Source organism: Pseudomonas anguilliseptica (assembly GCF_900105355.1).
Lineage (GTDB): Bacteria > Pseudomonadota > Gammaproteobacteria > Pseudomonadales > Pseudomonadaceae > Aquipseudomonas > Aquipseudomonas anguilliseptica.
Genome location: NZ_FNSC01000001.1, coordinates 1,980,426 through 1,996,734, shown reverse-complemented (window position 1 = coordinate 1,996,734; position 16,309 = coordinate 1,980,426). Strand labels below are relative to the sequence as shown.

At 61.4% G+C, this 16,309-nt stretch carries 16 protein-coding genes; 5 read left to right on the top strand and 11 right to left on the bottom strand.

Annotation, left to right across the window (positions count from 1 at the left end; translation table 11 throughout):
• Positions 1 to 14: 14 nt before the first annotated feature.
• The 5 genes from BLW24_RS09590 to BLW24_RS09570 form a co-directional block, all read right to left on the bottom strand.
• On the bottom strand, positions 15 to 407 hold the full coding sequence (locus tag BLW24_RS09590; protein WP_090379681.1) for a helicase: 393 nt from the start codon (positions 405 to 407) through the stop codon (positions 15 to 17).
• Positions 408 to 547: 140 nt separating this feature from the next.
• Positions 548 to 820: an HU family DNA-binding protein gene (locus BLW24_RS09585; RefSeq protein WP_090379678.1), complete on the bottom strand. Its 273-nt coding sequence runs from the start codon at positions 818 to 820 to the stop codon at positions 548 to 550.
• Positions 821 to 1,006: 186 nt separating this feature from the next.
• Positions 1,007 to 2,161 (bottom strand): NAD(P)/FAD-dependent oxidoreductase, encoded by a 1,155-nt coding sequence (locus BLW24_RS09580; RefSeq protein WP_208600160.1) that lies wholly within the window; start codon positions 2,159 to 2,161, stop codon positions 1,007 to 1,009.
• Between the two features lie 56 nt (positions 2,162 to 2,217).
• Positions 2,218 to 2,385: a rubredoxin gene (locus tag BLW24_RS09575; protein ID WP_090379673.1), complete on the bottom strand. Its 168-nt coding sequence runs from the start codon at positions 2,383 to 2,385 to the stop codon at positions 2,218 to 2,220.
• 238 nt (positions 2,386 to 2,623) lie between these two features.
• Positions 2,624 to 2,791: a rubredoxin gene (locus BLW24_RS09570; RefSeq protein WP_090240746.1), complete on the bottom strand. Its 168-nt coding sequence runs from the start codon at positions 2,789 to 2,791 to the stop codon at positions 2,624 to 2,626.
• 215 nt (positions 2,792 to 3,006) lie between these two features.
• Between BLW24_RS09570 and BLW24_RS09565 the strand changes: the two genes are divergently transcribed.
• From BLW24_RS09565 to BLW24_RS09545, 5 genes are all read left to right on the top strand, one after another.
• On the top strand, positions 3,007 to 3,558 hold the full coding sequence (locus BLW24_RS09565; protein ID WP_090379670.1) for a chorismate--pyruvate lyase family protein: 552 nt from the start codon (positions 3,007 to 3,009) through the stop codon (positions 3,556 to 3,558).
• Positions 3,559 to 3,669: 111 nt separating this feature from the next.
• Positions 3,670 to 4,563, top strand: a complete 894-nt coding sequence (gene ubiA, locus BLW24_RS09560; RefSeq protein ID WP_090379667.1) for a 4-hydroxybenzoate octaprenyltransferase — start codon at positions 3,670 to 3,672, stop codon at positions 4,561 to 4,563.
• A 90-nt stretch (positions 4,564 to 4,653) separates the two neighbouring features.
• On the top strand, positions 4,654 to 5,343 hold the full coding sequence (gene phoB, locus BLW24_RS09555) for a phosphate regulon transcriptional regulator PhoB (protein ID WP_090379663.1): 690 nt from the start codon (positions 4,654 to 4,656) through the stop codon (positions 5,341 to 5,343).
• Between the two features lie 68 nt (positions 5,344 to 5,411).
• Positions 5,412 to 6,719, top strand: a complete 1,308-nt coding sequence (gene phoR, locus BLW24_RS09550; protein WP_090387683.1) for a phosphate regulon sensor histidine kinase PhoR — start codon at positions 5,412 to 5,414, stop codon at positions 6,717 to 6,719.
• Between the two features lie 69 nt (positions 6,720 to 6,788).
• Positions 6,789 to 8,120: a hemolysin family protein gene (locus BLW24_RS09545; RefSeq protein WP_090379659.1), complete on the top strand. Its 1,332-nt coding sequence runs from the start codon at positions 6,789 to 6,791 to the stop codon at positions 8,118 to 8,120.
• A gap of 140 nt (positions 8,121 to 8,260) precedes the next feature.
• Here BLW24_RS09545 and BLW24_RS09540 read toward each other — a convergent pair whose 3' ends face one another.
• The 6 genes from BLW24_RS09540 to BLW24_RS09515 form a co-directional block, all read right to left on the bottom strand.
• A complete protein-coding gene (locus tag BLW24_RS09540; RefSeq protein WP_090387682.1) occupies positions 8,261 to 9,157 on the bottom strand; it encodes a peptidoglycan DD-metalloendopeptidase family protein in 897 nt (298 codons plus the stop codon).
• Positions 9,158 to 9,367: 210 nt separating this feature from the next.
• A complete protein-coding gene (locus BLW24_RS09535; protein WP_090379656.1) occupies positions 9,368 to 10,279 on the bottom strand; it encodes a response regulator in 912 nt (303 codons plus the stop codon).
• Between the two features lie 146 nt (positions 10,280 to 10,425).
• Positions 10,426 to 11,157 carry a phosphate signaling complex protein PhoU gene (gene phoU, locus BLW24_RS09530; RefSeq protein WP_090379653.1) on the bottom strand — a complete coding sequence of 244 codons (732 nt, stop codon included), beginning with the start codon at positions 11,155 to 11,157 and terminating at the stop codon, positions 10,426 to 10,428.
• A 150-nt stretch (positions 11,158 to 11,307) separates the two neighbouring features.
• Complete coding sequence (gene pstB / locus BLW24_RS09525; protein ID WP_090379651.1) at positions 11,308 to 12,141, bottom strand: phosphate ABC transporter ATP-binding protein PstB; 834 nt, start codon at positions 12,139 to 12,141, stop codon at positions 11,308 to 11,310.
• Positions 12,142 to 12,204: 63 nt separating this feature from the next.
• Positions 12,205 to 13,881: a phosphate ABC transporter permease PstA gene (pstA, locus tag BLW24_RS09520; RefSeq protein ID WP_167360350.1), complete on the bottom strand. Its 1,677-nt coding sequence runs from the start codon at positions 13,879 to 13,881 to the stop codon at positions 12,205 to 12,207.
• 15 nt (positions 13,882 to 13,896) lie between these two features.
• Positions 13,897 to 16,170: an ABC transporter permease subunit gene (locus BLW24_RS09515; RefSeq protein ID WP_090379648.1), complete on the bottom strand. Its 2,274-nt coding sequence runs from the start codon at positions 16,168 to 16,170 to the stop codon at positions 13,897 to 13,899.
• Between the last annotated feature and the right edge of the window lie 139 nt (positions 16,171 to 16,309).

The following is a 16,309-nucleotide window of genomic DNA, read 5'->3' as shown; positions in this document are numbered from 1 at the left end:
CGCACTGCTGCGAATCAGGCAGCTTTTTTGACAGCGTCTTTCTTTTTCGGCATCAGGTATTTGGTCAGCCCCTGGAACCAGATCACCAGCGCGGGGTTGCCCTGGATCTGGATATCCTTGTTCTGGATGCCCTGCATAAACGCCAGCTGCTTGTTTTTCGCGCTCATGGTGGCGAAGCCGTAGGCGGCATCCTTGAAGCCAAGGGCAAAGGCAGGCTCGGTAGCCGGGCCACGCTTGCTGGTAATGCGCTGGTCTTTGACGATGAAGTGACGGGCGACTTTACCGTCCAGAGTATGCAGCTGAAAGACCATATCGCGGTCAACCAGTTGCTGTTGGAATGCCGGATTTTCACGGCTGGCCTTGGCCATCAGACGGCCCAGCATCCACAGAAGAAAACGGAATTTCATGCGCGAGGCCTCGCAAAGGGTAGGGAAAAGGCGGCGCATTGTAGCGGTTTGCGGCAGGGACTACATCCGGCTGAAAGAAGGGCGTGAACACGCTGGCCGGGGTGGTGCAGCCCGAGGCCAAAGGCCCCGGGCCTGAGGACTCAGTTGACCGCGTCTTTCAGGGACTTGCCCGGTTTGAAGGCAACGGTGTTGCTGGCCTTGATCTTTACCGGCTCACCGGTTTGCGGATTTTTACCGGTGCGAGCACCGCGGTGGCGTTGCACGAAAGTACCGAAGCCCACCAGGGTGACGCTGTCCTTGCGGTTCAGTGCATTGGTGATTTCTTCGAGTACCGCGTTAAGTACACGGCTTGCCTGATCTTTAGTCAGATCCGCCTTATCGGCGATGGCGGCGGCGAGTTCCGGTTTACGCATAAATGCCTCTTTACGGTTTTTTGTTGTTGTGTCCGGGCTGCTCTGCGCGAGCAGATACCAAGGCGCCGCAACAGCTCTAGGCTGCGGCAGACTGATGGAGGATGGCATGCCATTGGGCCCTGCGCCAGTCTTGTCCGACAGTTAACCCAGGCAATTTTGTGGCATATCCGACAGAACGGCCGCCATTCAGGCCAAAAGTGCAGGCAGCAGCTTATTCAGGGCCAATTTATCCTGCACGGCCGTACCGGTGAGGGCATAGCCGAGCAGCGCACCAGTACTGTCATGGCACAGCGCCTTGATGTCGGAGCCGCTGCCTTCAACGCTCCACTCGCCCTGCAGGCCACGCGGTGGCGGCGACACCACCAGCGGGCAGACCGGGGTTTTTACCGTCACCGGCATCGGCCCGTAGCTTACTGCCGTCGGGGTGCCGGCCAGGGTTTGCGCCAGGGCACGGGCGCTGGTCATCAGCGGCATGACATAGAGCAGGTTGATCCCCTCAACCTCAGCGCAGTCGCCCAGGGCATAGATATTGGCGTGAGAGGTGCGCAGCTGGCGGTCGACCAAAACCCCGCGATTGACCGCCAGCCCGGCAGCGGCAGCCAGTTCGATACGCGGGCGCAAACCCACAGCTGACAACACCAGGTCACACTCGATCAGGGTGCCATCGGACAGGTGCGCTTCCAGTGCATCGCCTTTGTGATTCAGGCTGGCCAACACCGGACCGAGGTGAAAACGCGCCCCCAACCCTTCCAGGCCAGCTTGAACCGCGGCGGCGGCAGCCGGATGCAGCAGACCAGGCATCACCTGCTCGCAGGGGGCGACCAGTTCGACCTGATAGCCGCCCAGGCTCAGGTCATTGGCAAACTCACAACCGATTAGCCCGGCGCCCAGTAGCAGGACACGCTGCTTGCCGGCAGCTGCAGTGCGAAAACGCGCGTAATCCTCCAGGTCATTGATCGAGAAGATCGCATCATCGGCATCACCTTGCACCGGTACGCGAATCACCTCGGCACCCCAGGCCAGCACCAGGTCGCGGTACGGCACAGCCTCTTCGCCGATCCACAGTTGCTTGTGGCCAGGATCGATGCCGCTGATGCGGGTATGGGTGCGAATTTCCGCCTTGAGCTGATCCGCCATGGCGCCCGGCTCGGCCATGCTCAGGCCATCGGCGTCCTTGTTCTTGGCAAAACCGGTAGAGAGCATCGGCTTGGAGTACGAACGCCCGTCGTCAGCAGTGATCAACAGCAGCGGAGTTTCGCTGTCCAGCTTGCGAAATTCACGGGCCAGGTTGTAGCCGGCCAGGCCGGTGCCGACGATGACGACAGGTGCACTCATGCTCATTCCTCACACAGGCCGCGCACTGCGGCGGCCGTAATAGATTTCAGGGCTGACGCGGCTCAGGCGATCTCGATCATCTCGAAATCCAGCTTGCCGACGCCGCAATCGGGGCACAGCCAATCGGCGGGAATATCTTCCCAGGCCGTGCCAGGGGCAATGCCTTCCTCGGGCAGGCCGAGGGCTTCGTCATAGATAAACCCGCACACCACACACTGCCACTTACGCATAAACACCTCGTAGCTGGTTCAGCTCGTTCGAGGTATTGAGTATGGGCACTCGCCAAACAAAACGGCGACCCTTTCGCCGCCTAGAGCAGTATCTACTTAGAACCTGTTTTCAGATCTCGCGAGCTAGAGCGATGCAAGGCAAAAACAGGCGAGAAAGCGGAGTTTACGGCTGTAAATGAGCATTTCGAGCCTGTTTTTAACGCAGCAGCGCCGACGCGCAGCAGATCGGAGACGGTTCTTAGCCGATTTCTATCATTTCAAAATCCAGCTTACCCACGCCACAGTCAGGGCACAGCCAGTCTTCCGGGACATCCTGCCAGAGCGTGCCGGCGGCGATGCCTTCATCAGGCCAGCCTTGGCTCTCGTCGTAAATCAGTCCACAGACTACACATTGCCACTTCTTCATAACTACCTCAGGCGGATCACACGGCTAATGCGCCGGGAAAACTACCGTATATGCGCAGGTGCGCCAAGCCGCCGGACGATGAATAGCCCGTCATCGAGGCCAACCAAAGTCGGGTTCTGCCCGACGTAGCGGCCAATCGCCGCGCCTTGCGCCATCTGCCCAGGCGTAATGCCCATGCTAGACTCGCGCGCCTCTGCCTACGGTGAAACCAGCTCGTGCCCCACGCCGCCCTCGCCCATCCGCCGCGCTGGCTGACTGCCAGCCAACTGCATCCCGCACCCACGGCGGCGGTGCGTGACTGGCTATTCAATGAAGACTCGCTGACACGGCGGCTCACCGCTCTGTCGGCCAATGGTTTCAGCGTCACCCCGCTGCAGGAAGGCTGGCAGCGCCTGCGCAACGATGAGTGCAGCGCGCTGGGCGTGGTCGGCGGCAGCCAGGGCTGGGTGCGCGAGGTGTACCTGCGCGGTCACGGCCAGCCCTGGGTATTTGCCCGCAGCGTGGCGGCGCGTAGCGCCCTGGAAGGATCCGGCCTAGCGCTGGACCAACTCGGCAGCCGCTCGCTGGGGGAGTTGCTGTTCAGCGACCGTGCCTTCGATCGTGGTGAGTTGCAGGTGTGCCGCTACCCGGCACAGTGGCTACCAGCGGAAGCCTGCAGCGAGCGTCTGTGGGCGCGGCGTTCGTGTTTTAGCCGTGGGGCTTTGGGTGTGCTGGTGGCCGAGGTCTTCCTTCCTGAGTTCTGGGCCGCAGCTGACATCGAGTCGTAGGGTGGATGTCGTTTTTACATCAACCTTGCAGCCACAATGGTGGATCGATAAAACGTGAACCACCCTACGCCCTCCGTATAATCAGCCGCACCTCGCATGGAGACGCGCTCGATGTATACCCGCCTGCTGCATTCACTTAATCGCCTGCACCCACGCGCCTGGGACTTTATCCAGCTGATGCGCCTGGACAAGCCCATCGGCATCTATTTGCTGCTGTGGCCAACGCTGTGGGCGCTGTGGGTCGCCGCCGAAGGCGTGCCGAGCGTGAAGAACCTGCTGATCTTCGTGTTCGGGGTGATTCTGATGCGCGCCGCCGGCTGCGTAATCAACGACTACGCCGACCGCAACTTCGACGGCCACGTCAGCCGCACCAAGGCCCGCCCGCTGGCCAGTGGCAAGGTGCAGCCACGGGAGGCGCTGATCCTGTTTGCCGTGCTGGTGACGTTGAGCTTCGTGCTGGTGCTGTTTACCAACGCCACCACCATCTGGCTGTCCTTCGGCGGCCTTGCCCTGGCCGCCTGCTACCCCTTTATGAAGCGCTACACCTTCTATCCGCAGGTGGTGCTAGGGGCGGCATTCTCCTGGGGTATGCCGATGGCCTTTACTGCTGAAACCGGCAGCCTGCCAGCGGAAGCCTGGCTGCTGTATATCGCCAACCTGCTGTGGACGGTGGCCTACGACACCTACTACGCCATGGCCGACCGCGAGGACGACCTGAAAATCGGCGTGCGCTCCACTGCCATTCTGTTTGGCGATGCCGATCGCCTGATCATCGTCATCCTCCAGGGCCTGGCGCTGCTTTGCCTGCTGCTGGCGGCAGCACGCTTCGAGCTGGGCCTGTACTTCCACCTTGGCCTGCTGGCGGCCGCCGGCTGCTTTGCCTGGGAGTTTCACAAGACCCGCAATCGCAAGCCGATGGCCTGTTTCAATGCCTTTCTACACAACCACTGGGCGGGCTTGGCGATCTTTATCGGCCTGGTGCTGGACTACGCCTTGCGCGGCTAGAAAGAAGCTTTGCCGCGCGCCTGTCATATCGCTGCAATAATTCCGTTATCTAATGCAGCCCATTACAGCGAGATGACCCGAGGCCCCCCCATGGTTGGCAAGAACATCCTGATCGTCGATGACGAAGCACCGATCCGTGAAATGATCGCCGTGGCCCTGGAAATGGCCGGCTACGAGTGCCTGGAAGCGGAAAATACCCAGCAGGCACACGCCATCATCGTCGACCGCAAACCCGATCTGATCCTGCTCGACTGGATGCTCCCCGGCACCAGCGGCATCGAACTGGCACGCCGCCTCAAGCGTGATGAGCTGACCGGCGACATCCCGATCATCATGCTCACTGCCAAGGGCGAAGAGGACAACAAGATCCAGGGCCTGGAAGTCGGCGCCGACGACTACATCACCAAGCCGTTCTCCCCACGCGAACTGGTCGCCCGCCTGAAGGCCGTACTGCGCCGCGCCGGCCCAACCGACAGCGAAGGGCCAATCGAAGTTGGCGGCCTGCTGCTCGACCCAGTCAGCCACCGCGTCACCATCGACGGTAAACCGGCCGAAATGGGGCCCACCGAATACCGCCTGCTGCAGTTCTTTATGACCCACCAGGAGCGCGCCTACACACGTGGCCAGCTGCTCGATCAGGTCTGGGGCGGCAACGTGTATGTCGAGGAACGCACTGTCGACGTGCATATCCGTCGCCTGCGCAAAGCCCTCGGTGAGGTTTACGAAAACCTGGTGCAAACCGTGCGCGGCACCGGCTATCGTTTTTCCACCAAGAGCTAAGACGGTTAGGATGGCCTGCAGACCCAGCTTGGGTCTGCATAAAGGATTGCTTGGCGGATGAGCTCGAATTGAATCAAGACTGGCGCGGCCCCCTGATACGTCGCTTGTTGCTTCTGGTCGGTGTCTGCCTGCTGCTCGGGCTGATCACTGGCGAATACGCCTGGACTCTGCTCCTCGGCCTCGCCGGCTACCTTGGCTGGCACCTGCAGCAATTGCTGCGCTTGCACAAATGGCTGCGCACCCGCCAGGGTGACGAAGCGCCGCCCGATGGCTATGGCCTGTGGGGCGAAGTGTTCGACAGCATCTACCACCTGCAGCGCCGCGACCAGAAAGTCCGTGGCCGCCTGCAGGCGGTAATCGACCGTGTGCAGGAGTCCACTGCGGCCCTGAAAGATGCGGTGATCATGCTCGACCGCGACGGCAACCTGGAATGGTGGAACATCGCCGCCGAAAAACTCCTGGGGCTGAAAACCCCACAGGACAGCGGCCAGCAGATCACCAACCTGGTACGCGACCCGCGCTTTATCGAGTATTTCGAGAACCACAATTACAACGAGCCGCTGGAACTGCCCTCTCCGGTCAGCGACCGTGTACGCCTGCAATTCCATATCACCCAGTACGGCAACCGCGAACACCTGATGCTGGTGCGCGACATCACCCGCCTGTATCAGCTGGAGCAGATGCGTAAGGACTTCGTTGCCAACGTCTCCCACGAACTGCGCACCCCGCTGACGGTGATCAGCGGATACCTGGAAACCCTGCTGGATAACGTCGAGGACGTGAATCCGCGCTGGCTGCGCGCCCTGCAGCAGATGCAGCAGCAAGGCGGACGCATGCAGAACCTGCTCAACGATCTGCTGTTGCTGGCCAAGCTGGAAGCCACCGACTACCCCTCGGACAACCAGCCAGTAGCCGTCGACCTGCTGCTGCTGAGCATCAAGAACGATGCCCAGGCGCTGTCCGGCGAGCGTCATCACCGCATCAGCCTGGAAGCGGATCCGCACCTCAAACTCAAGGGCAGTGAAACCGAGCTGCGCAGCGCCTTCTCCAACCTGGTGTTCAACGCGGTGAAATACACCCCGGATGAAGGCAGCATCCAGATTCGCTGGTGGGGCGATGAACAGGGCGCGCACCTCAGCGTGCAGGACAGCGGCCTGGGTATCGAAGCCAAACATCTGCCGCGTCTGACCGAGCGCTTCTACCGGGTCGATTCCAGTCGCGCCAGCAACACCGGCGGCACCGGTCTGGGCCTGGCCATCGTCAAGCATGTACTGCTGCGCCACCGCGCGCGGCTGGATATCGTCAGCAACCTGGGCAAGGGCAGCACCTTCACCTGCCACTTCCCCACGCAGCAAGTGGTGCGGCGCGGCCAGTAACCGCGCCCTACTTGCAAAGCCGGCTGTCAGACCCCACCCTTTAGCGGTCATTCACTACCCGAACCCTTTATGGACCCCTCCACGAGTTACGTCGCCAGCAACTATTTCGCCGATTTCGGCCTCGTTCTATTCGCCCTGTTTCTAGTGCTGCTCAACGGATTCTTCGTTGCTGCCGAATTCGCCATCGTCAAACTGCGCGCCACCAAGGTCGATGCCCTGGCGGAAAAAAATGGCTGGCGCGGACACATCCTGCGCACCGTACACAACCAGCTCGACGCCTACCTCTCAGCCTGTCAGCTGGGTATCACCCTGGCCTCCCTCGGCCTCGGCTGGGTCGGCGAACCGGCCTTTGCCCACCTGCTCGAACCGCTGCTGGCGAGTATCGGCATTGAATCGCCGAAGCTGGTGCATGGCATCGCCTTCTTTACCGCGTTCTTTATCATTTCCTACCTGCATATCGTGGTCGGCGAGCTGGCGCCCAAGTCCTGGGCCATCCGCAAACCCGAGCTGCTGTCGCTGTGGACGGCCGCGCCGCTGTACATGTTCTACTGGGCCATGTACCCGGCAATCTTCCTGCTCAACGCCAGCGCCAACGCCATTCTGCGCGTGGCTGGCCAGGGCGAGCCGGGGCCGCACCATGAGCACCACTACAGCCGCGACGAACTCAAGCTGATCCTCCACTCCAGCCGCGCCAGCGACCAGGACATGCGCGTACTGGCCTCGGCCGTGGAGTTGGGCGAACTGGAAGTGGTGGACTGGGCCAACTCCCGCGAAGACCTGGTATCCCTGCCGCTGACAGCCGCACTGGATGAAGTGTTCAGCGTATTCCGCCGGCACAAGTACAGCCGCTACCCGATCTACGACGACACCAGCGGCGAATACGTCGGCGTGCTGCATATCAAGGACCTGCTGCTGCACCTGTCGCTGCTGGAAATGCTGCCTTCGGCGCTGAAACTGGCCGAACTGATGCACCCGATCGAGCGAGTCGGCCGGCATATGCCTCTGTCCACCCTGCTGGAGCAGTTCCGCATCGGCGGCTCGCACTTCGCTCTGGTCGAAGAAGCCGATGGCAAGGTGATCGGCTACCTGACCATGGAAGACGTGCTGGAAGCTCTGGTTGGCGATATTCAGGACGAACACCGCAAGGCCGAACGCGGGATCCTCGCCTATCAGCCGGGTAAGCTGCTGGTCCGCGGCGATACACCACTGGCCAAAGTCGAACGCCTGCTCGGCGTCGACCTCGATCACGTCGAAGCGGAAACCCTCGCCGGGCTGATCTACGAAACCCTCAAGCGCATGCCCAAAGAAGAGGAAGTGCTGGAAGTCGACGGCCTACGGATCATCGTCAAGAAGATGAAAGGCCCGAAGATCGTGCTGGCCAAGGTATTGAAGCTGGATTGAGAGAAGTGGGCGTAGGTTGCTGCCGAGCGAAGCGAAGCCCAACAGCTGCTAGTCAGCTGCATTGGGCTTCGTCGCGCGGCTCCTCAACGAAGCGCCGCACGACCAACCTACGACCCGCATGGGCATGCGACCAAGCCAGCCTATTCCCCACCAACGGCAAAGCTAGGCAGGCTATTGACCGGCTGGGCAAAGTTGAAAGGAATCGACTCCAGCGCCAGGCCGACATTGCGCTGCACCACAAAATGCAGGTGCGGGCCGGTGCTGTTGCCGGTATTGCCAGAGCGCGCAAGCAGGCTGCCGGCGCGCACACGACTACCCTCGCTGACCGCCACCGAACCCTTCATCAGGTGCAGGTAAACGCCCATGGTGCCGTCATCATGCAGGATGCGCACATAGTTGCCGGCCGGGTTGTTGCCGCGTCCACTCTGCCGATTCTCGGTTTTCACCACAATGCCGCTGCGGGCCGCGACAATCGGCGTGCCTTCGGGCATGGCGATATCCATGGCGTAACGGCCTTTCGGGGTGAAGTGGCTGTACTTGCCATTGGCGCCCTGGGTCAGGCGGAACGGGCCGCCGCGCCACGGCAGCGGATAGCTCTTCTGCGTCGGCAGCAGGCGCGGATCGCCCATGGCGTAGCGCAGCTTGGGCGTATAACGCATGGGTTTGCTGGCATCGCGCGGGGCCAGGGTAGCCAGGCGGATATTACTGCGTGGCGGCAGCACCCAGCTGATCGGCTTGTTCGGCACACCGGTGACGTTGTCAGTGGCTTCCAGGCGCAGTTCGATCTGTACAGGGGCGTGCAGGTCGTTGCGTACCAACAGGGTTTCACCGGCTTCGTGCTTCTTGGTTTCCAGCTTTACCTGGTTGTCCAGGCGCTCAACCATGCGGTCGCGAAACACGAACACCTGCGCACCAGGCGCGGCCTGGTCGGTATAGGTGACCACGCCGTTGGCATCGGTGTACTTATAAATAGTCAACGCCGCTGCCTGGCCGGCAAGGGTCAACAAACTGCAGAGAAGTATCAAGCGCCCTAGCATAACGACTCGGATCTTATGATGTGCTGTGTCCGGACCATTGAGATTAGCAGCGCTACCGCCACCGTGCGAGGCACCATGGGTCAGGCTGTGAACCGGCTCACCGCCACCGGTCGGCATATGCCGCCAGTTTCCCCGGATGGCCAGACTTCAGCCTGCGTGAAACACATTGCGGGGAGTTGCGGATAGGCTGGCGCTATGCGCAGCGTCGCCCTACGCGCCGGGGCTAAAATGTTTCTGCGCGGTACCGCGTGCGATCAGTCGGGAGATGTAGTCGAGCTTCTGCGGATCGCGGTCGACGAATCTGAAGGTCAGTTGCAGCCACTCGCTGTCGGGTTTTGGCTCGAACGCCGCGACGGCATGCAGATAGCCGTTGAGTCGTGCGGTTTCCGCCGCCTCGCCCTGCTCCAGATCGAGCACGGCGCTTTCCAGCACCTGTGGCAGTACCTCGGTGCGTTTGACCACCAGCAGTGCTTCCTTGAGGCTCAGCGCCTTGATCACGCAGGACATGGTGGCACCGCCAGGCAAACGCAACTGGCCCTGACCACGGCCGCTAGGCGCGCTGGATGCAGGTGCTTTGGCGGCAGGTTTGCCGGCAAAGGCCGCGGCGGCTTGCACGGCAGGCCCTGCTGCTGGCTTGACCACATCGGCCTTGCCGCCAGTCAGTGCAGATAAAGAGTCGTTGGCAAAGGCGCCGCTGCTGAGCATTTTCGGCGGTGCGCTGGACATCAGCGCCTGCAACTTGCCGGCACGGCTGAGGGCCTTCTTCACCTTAGTGATCAGCTGCTCGTTGGAAAAGGGTTTGCCGATAAAGTCGGAAACGCCGGCCTGAATCGCCTGCACCACATTCTCTTTGTCACCGCGACTGGTGACCATGATAAACGGCACGATTTTCAGGCTGTCTTGTTCGCGGCACCAGGTAAGCAGTTCCAGGCCGGACATTTCCGGCATTTCCCAGTCACAGAGAATCAGGTCGACCGGCTGGCGCGTCAGCATCTGCTGGGCTTTGCGCCCGTTGACGGCTTCTTCGATCTGGATGCCTGGGAAGTGATCGCGCAACCCCTTTTTCACCAAATCGCGGATGAAGGTTGCGTCGTCCACTACCAGCACGCTGACTTTGCTCATCGGCCACTCCTGTTCTAATGGCCTTAAGCATAGTCACGGCTACTGGCCAAAGGCCAACCGAAATGCACCATATGTCGCGATCAGGTGCATCTTTGCCATGCAGCGCGGTACGGGGCGGCGCGTCAACACCGCCCGTAACAGCCGACTCAGTTGCCCTTGTTGGTGCCCTGCACTTCTTCCTGCATGCGGGTCAGGCCGATGTGTTTCACGTCGGTGCCGCGTACCAGGTAGATCACCAGTTCGGCGATATTGCGCGCGTGGTCGCCGATGCGCTCCAGCGAACGCAGGGCCCAGATGATGTTGAGCACGCGCGAAATCGAGCGCGGGTCTTCCATCATGAAAGTCACCAGCTCACGCAGTGCGGTCTTGTATTCGCGGTCGACGGTCTTGTCGTATTGCGCCACCGACAGCGCCAGGTCGGCGTCGAAACGGGCGAACGCGTCCAGCGCTTCTTGGACCATCCGGCGCACCTGATCACCGATATGCCGTACTTCGACGTAGCCGCGCGGCGCTTCGCCTTCTTCGCACAGCAGGATCGCGCGCTTGGCGATCTTGGTGGCTTCGTCGCCAATGCGTTCGAGGTCGATCACCGATTTGGAGATGCTGATGATCAGACGCAGGTCGGACGCAGCTGGCTGACGACGAGCGAGAATGCGCACGCACTCCTCGTCGATATTGCGTTCCATCTGGTTGATCTGGTCATCGATCTCGCGCACTTGCTGAGCCAGACCGGAGTCGGCATCGATCAGTGCAGTAACCGCGTCGTTGACCTGCTTCTCGACCAGGCCGCCCATCGCCAGCAGGTGGCTGCGCACCTCCTCCAGCTCGACGTTGAACTGCTGGGAGATATGCTGGGTAAGGTTTTCTTTGTTGATCATGATCGAGCCCTTGCGAAACTGGATGAAAGTCCTATCGAAGTGTTAACCGGCCTTTGGCAAAGCGTGCTGAGCTAGGAGGCGGCGCGCAGACAGTACAAACGCGTACGGCACGCGCCGCCGACAACGCGCAGCGCGGTTTGCCATAGCCGGTCAGCCATAGCGGCCGGTGATGTAGTCCTCTGTCTGCTTCTTCGCCGGGTTGGTGAACAGCGTATCGGTATCACCGAACTCGATCAGTTTGCCCATGTACATAAACGCCGTGTAATCCGAGACCCGCGCCGCCTGCTGCATGTTGTGGGTAACGATGACGATGGTGTATTTGGATTTCAGTTCGTAGATCAGCTCTTCGACTTTCAGTGTCGAGATCGGGTCCAGCGCCGAGCAGGGCTCATCGAGCAGCAGCACTTCCGGCTGCACCGCCACGGTACGGGCGATCACCAGACGCTGTTGCTGACCACCGGACAGGCCGAGTGCCGACTCGTGCAGACGATCCTTCACCTCATCCCACAGTGCGGCGCTTTTCAGTGCCCATTCCACCGCTTCATCAAGCACGCGCTTCTGGTTGATGCCCTGGATGCGCAGGCCGTAGACCACGTTCTCGTAGATGCTCTTGGGAAACGGGTTGGGCTTCTGGAATACCATGCCGACGCGGCGACGCAGCTCAGCGACGTCTTCGCCCTTGCGGTAGATGTTCTTGCCGTCGAGGTTGATTTCGCCTTCTACGCGGCAGCCGTCGACCAGATCATTCATCCGGTTGAAGGTGCGCAGCAGGGTCGACTTGCCACAACCGCTTGGTCCGATAAAGGCCGTCACGCGCTGGTTGGGGATAGTCATCTGCACGTCGAACAGCGCCTGCTTTTCGCCGTAGTACAGATTCAGACCGGGGACGCCGATGGCCACACGCTCGTTGGCCATGTTCAGGCCCTGGCGGTCACGACCAAGGGCCGCCATGTCGATACCGTGTGTGTGTGCTTCGTACTGCATGGGATGCTCCCTACGCTAACAAATACGTTGAGCCGCCACGGCCAGCGGGCCGCGGCGCAATGATTAGTGATCCAGCGCCTTGTACTTCTCGCGCAGGTGGTTGCGGATATAAACCGCTGACATGTTCAGCACCACGATGACCAACACCAGCAGCAACGCGGTGGCGTACACCAGCGGCCGCGCGGCCTCGACGTTGGGGCTCTGGAAGCCGACGTCGTAGATGTGGAAGCCCAGGTGCATGATCTTCTGATCAAGGTGCAAGTACGGGTAGTTACCATCCACCGGCAGGCTCGGGGCCAGCTTGACCACCCCCACCAGCATCAGCGGTGCCACTTCACCGGCGGCGCGGGCCACGGCGAGGATCAGGCCGGTCATCATTGCCGGGCTGGCCATGGGCAGCACCACGCGCCAGAGGGTTTCCACCTTGGTCGCGCCGAGGGCCAGGGAGCCTTCGCGTACGGCCCGTGGAATCCGCGCCAGGCCTTCTTCGGTGGCCACAATCACCACCGGCAGAGTGAGGATCGCCAGGGTCAGCGAAGCCCACAGCAGACCGGGCGTGCCAAAGGTCGGCGCCGGTGCGGCTTCCGGGAAGAACAGGCGGTCCAGCGAGCCGCCCAGCACATAGACGAAGAAGCCCAGGCCGAACACCCCGTAAACGATGGCCGGCACGCCGGCCAGGTTGTTGACCGCAATACGGATCACCCGAGTCAGCGGACCCTGCTTGGCATACTCACGCAGGTAGATGGCCGCGACCACACCGAACGGGGTAACGATCACGGCCATGATCAGGGTCATCATCACGGTGCCGAAGATCGCCGGGAAGATACCGCCTTCGGTGTTGGCCTCACGCGGGTCGTCGCTGACAAATTCCCACAGTTTGGCGAGGTAGAAGCCGAACTTGTCGCCCAGGCCCATGGCATTTGGCTGGAACGCGCGCACCACCTTACCGAGGCTGATGGTTACTTCACGGCCATCGACGGTCTTCAGAGTGACGCTGTCGCGGTTGAACGCCTGATTAAGGGCGATCAGCTCGGTTTCCAGCACCTTGTACTCGGCGTCCCACTGCGCACGCTCGGCGTCCAGCTCGGCCTGGACAACCTCGTCCAGCTTGCCCTGCAGCTCCAGCTTGCGGGTTTGCAGACGGATGCGCTCAAGCCCGGCGTTGATCCGGCCGATGTCTTTCTTCTCCAGGCGCACCAGTTGCTTGTGCAGCTGCTCGACGCGCTCAAGTCGCTCTTGCAGGGCGGGCCAGCTGGCGTCGCCTTCAGCAACCAGTTCGCCGCTTTCCTTGACGTTGACCAGGTAGCCGTAGAAGTTGCCCCATTCGCGGCGCTCCAGCGCCGTAAGGTTTTCCGGAGTGCGCAGGTTGCTCAGCCATTCGCCGACCACCCAGGTGAAGTCCGCGCCATACACATCGCGGTTGCCCACCTTGAACAGCTCGCGGGTCATAAATTCGCCGCCCTCGGCAGTCACCGGCAAGCCGGAAGCCGCCAGACGCGCACGTGGCACTTCCTCGATTTGGGTGACCTCACCGGCCATCACCTTGGCTTCTTGACCAGGGATCTGGTAGTCGGCCTCAATGATATCCGCCGGCCAGAAGTGGCCGAGGCCGCGCACGGCAATCACCATCATCAGACCCAGGGTCATGATCACCGCGATCGACACCGCGCCGGCATTCATCCAGATCCACGGCGTACCGCTCTTGAACCAGGTTTTCAGGTTGTTCTGTTTCACGGACATATACCTTCCCAAGCCTTAGAGCGAGGCGTACTTGACGCGCAGACGCTGGCGCACCAGCTCCGCCAGGGTGTTCATGACAAAGGTGAAGCCGAGCAGCACCAGCGCCGAGAGGGACAGCACGCGGTAGTGAGTACCACCGACTTCCGATTCGGGCATTTCCACCGCCACGTTGGCGGCCAGGGTGCGCAGACCTTCGAAGATGTTCATGTCCATGATCGCGGTGTTGCCGGTGGCCATCAGCACGATCATGGTTTCACCAACGGCGCGGCCCATACCGATCATCACCGCCGAGAAGATGCCTGGGCTGGCGGTGAGGATCACCACCCGGGTCAGGGTCTGCCAGGGCGTGGCCCCCAGGGCCAGGGAGCCGAAGGTCAGGCTCTTCGGCACGCTGAACACGGCGTCTTCGGCGATCGAGTAAATGGTCGGGATCACCGCAAAACCCATGGCAAGGCCGACTACCAGAGCGTTGCGCTGGTCGAACGGAATGCCCAGGTCGTTGCTCAGCCACATGCGCATATTGCCGTCGAACAGCAAATTCTCAAGATGGCCGCTAAGAGCCAGCGACAAGTAGCCCACCAGCAGGATCACCGGAATCAGCAGCGCCGACTCCCAGCCATCTGGCACGCTCAGGCGAATCGACTCCGGCAGGCGACTCCACAGGTAACCGGCCAGCAGAATGCCGATCGGGGTAAAGATCAGCAGGCTGAAGATGCCCGGTAGATGACCTTCCACATAAGGCGCGAGGAACAGACCGGCAAAGAAGCCGAGAATCACCGTCGGTAGCGCTTCCATCAGCTCGATCACCGGCTTGACCTTGCGGCGCAGCGCCGGGGCCATAAAGTAGGCGGTGTACAGCGCGGCGGCGATGGCCAGCGGGGCGGCCAGGAGCATGGCGTAGAACGCGGCTTTCAGGGTACCGAAGGCCAGCGGCGCAAGGCTCAGCTTGGGTTCGTTGTCGGTGCTGGCCGAGGTCGACTGCCAGACGTGGCCGGGTGCGTCGTAGTTCTCGTACCAGACCTTGCCCCACAGCGAGCTCCAGGAGATTTCCGGGTGCGGGTTGTCGATGATCAAACGCTGCAGCTGACCATCGCTCTCCACCAGCACGCGGTTGGCGCGGGGCGACAGAGCAGCCAGGGCCTGACCGTCAGCAACTGGCTCAACCAGCAGGGTGCGGTGCGCAGTACTGTGGAAGATACCCAGGTTACCTTTGGCGTCCAGGGCGAAGAAGCCCTTGCGGCGCTCTTCCGGGAGGATCTGCACGATAGGGTTGCCGGCCAGCTGAAAGCTGCGGATCGACTTCAGCACGGCCTTGCCGTCTGCTTCACGCACCATAAACCACTGAGCGATGCCGCCGCTGCTGTCGCCGATCATCAGCGAGATACCGCCGAGCAGCGAGGTGGCGTTGCTGACTTCCAGCTTGCCGTCATCCAGCAGCTTGTAGCGGCCGTTCAGGCTGTTGCTGCGCATGTCGAACACATCGGCCGTGGCACGGCCATTGACCACATACAGCCACAGGTGACGTGGATCGATGATCAGTGCCTTGATCGGTTCGGCGATCTGCGGCAGGTCCACGCGCTCTTCGCTGAGGGTCACCTCGCCGGTCATCATGTTTTCTTCGCGGCCCAGGCTCAGTACGTGCAGCTCGGTACCGGTGGAGCCAGCCAGCATCAGCGTGCCGCTGTTCAGGCTGATGCCCATGTGATCAAGCTCGCGACCCTGAGGGTCGAGCTCGATCGGCGCCTCGCCGAACGGGTACTCGATACTCGGCGTGATGGTTTGCACATCATTCGGGTAGCTGAGTTTGTAGACATGCTGGAACACCAGCACCTGGCCGTTGGACAGGCCCAGGGCGACACGATTGCTGCCCGGCTGATCCTGGCCGACCGAAGCAATCCGCACATCTGCCGGGATCGGCAGCTGCACACTGCTCAGCGGCTGCATCTTCTTCGCATCGAAGAACTGCACCTTGCCGCTCTGGTCCAGGCGCATGGCCATCTGGTTCTGTTCTTCCAGAGTCAGCAGCAGTGGCGCGGCAGCTTCATTCAACCAGGCGACCTGCACCGGCTTGCGAGTGTCCAGGCTTGCGCCCTGGAACATCGGCAGCACCACGTAGGCCAGGTAGAAGAAGATCAGGGTGATGGCGCCGAGTACGGCCATACCACCGATGGATACCGCCCAGCGGGCGAAACGATCTTTCAGCGCGCGGATACGCCGCTTGCGCTGTAGGGCTGGGGTATTGAAGTCCAGGCCGATGGCGGTCATGGTTTCACTAGCCAAGTCATTCATAAGTAAGAGCGTCTCTGCGCAGCCATGAGCGCGCCATCGTGTTTTCTGTCGCTATGCGAGGCGCCAACTCTAGCCGCCTTATATGACAGAAAAGTTACAACGCTTGGACAAAGCAACGCCCACCTGTCGTAAACGAAGG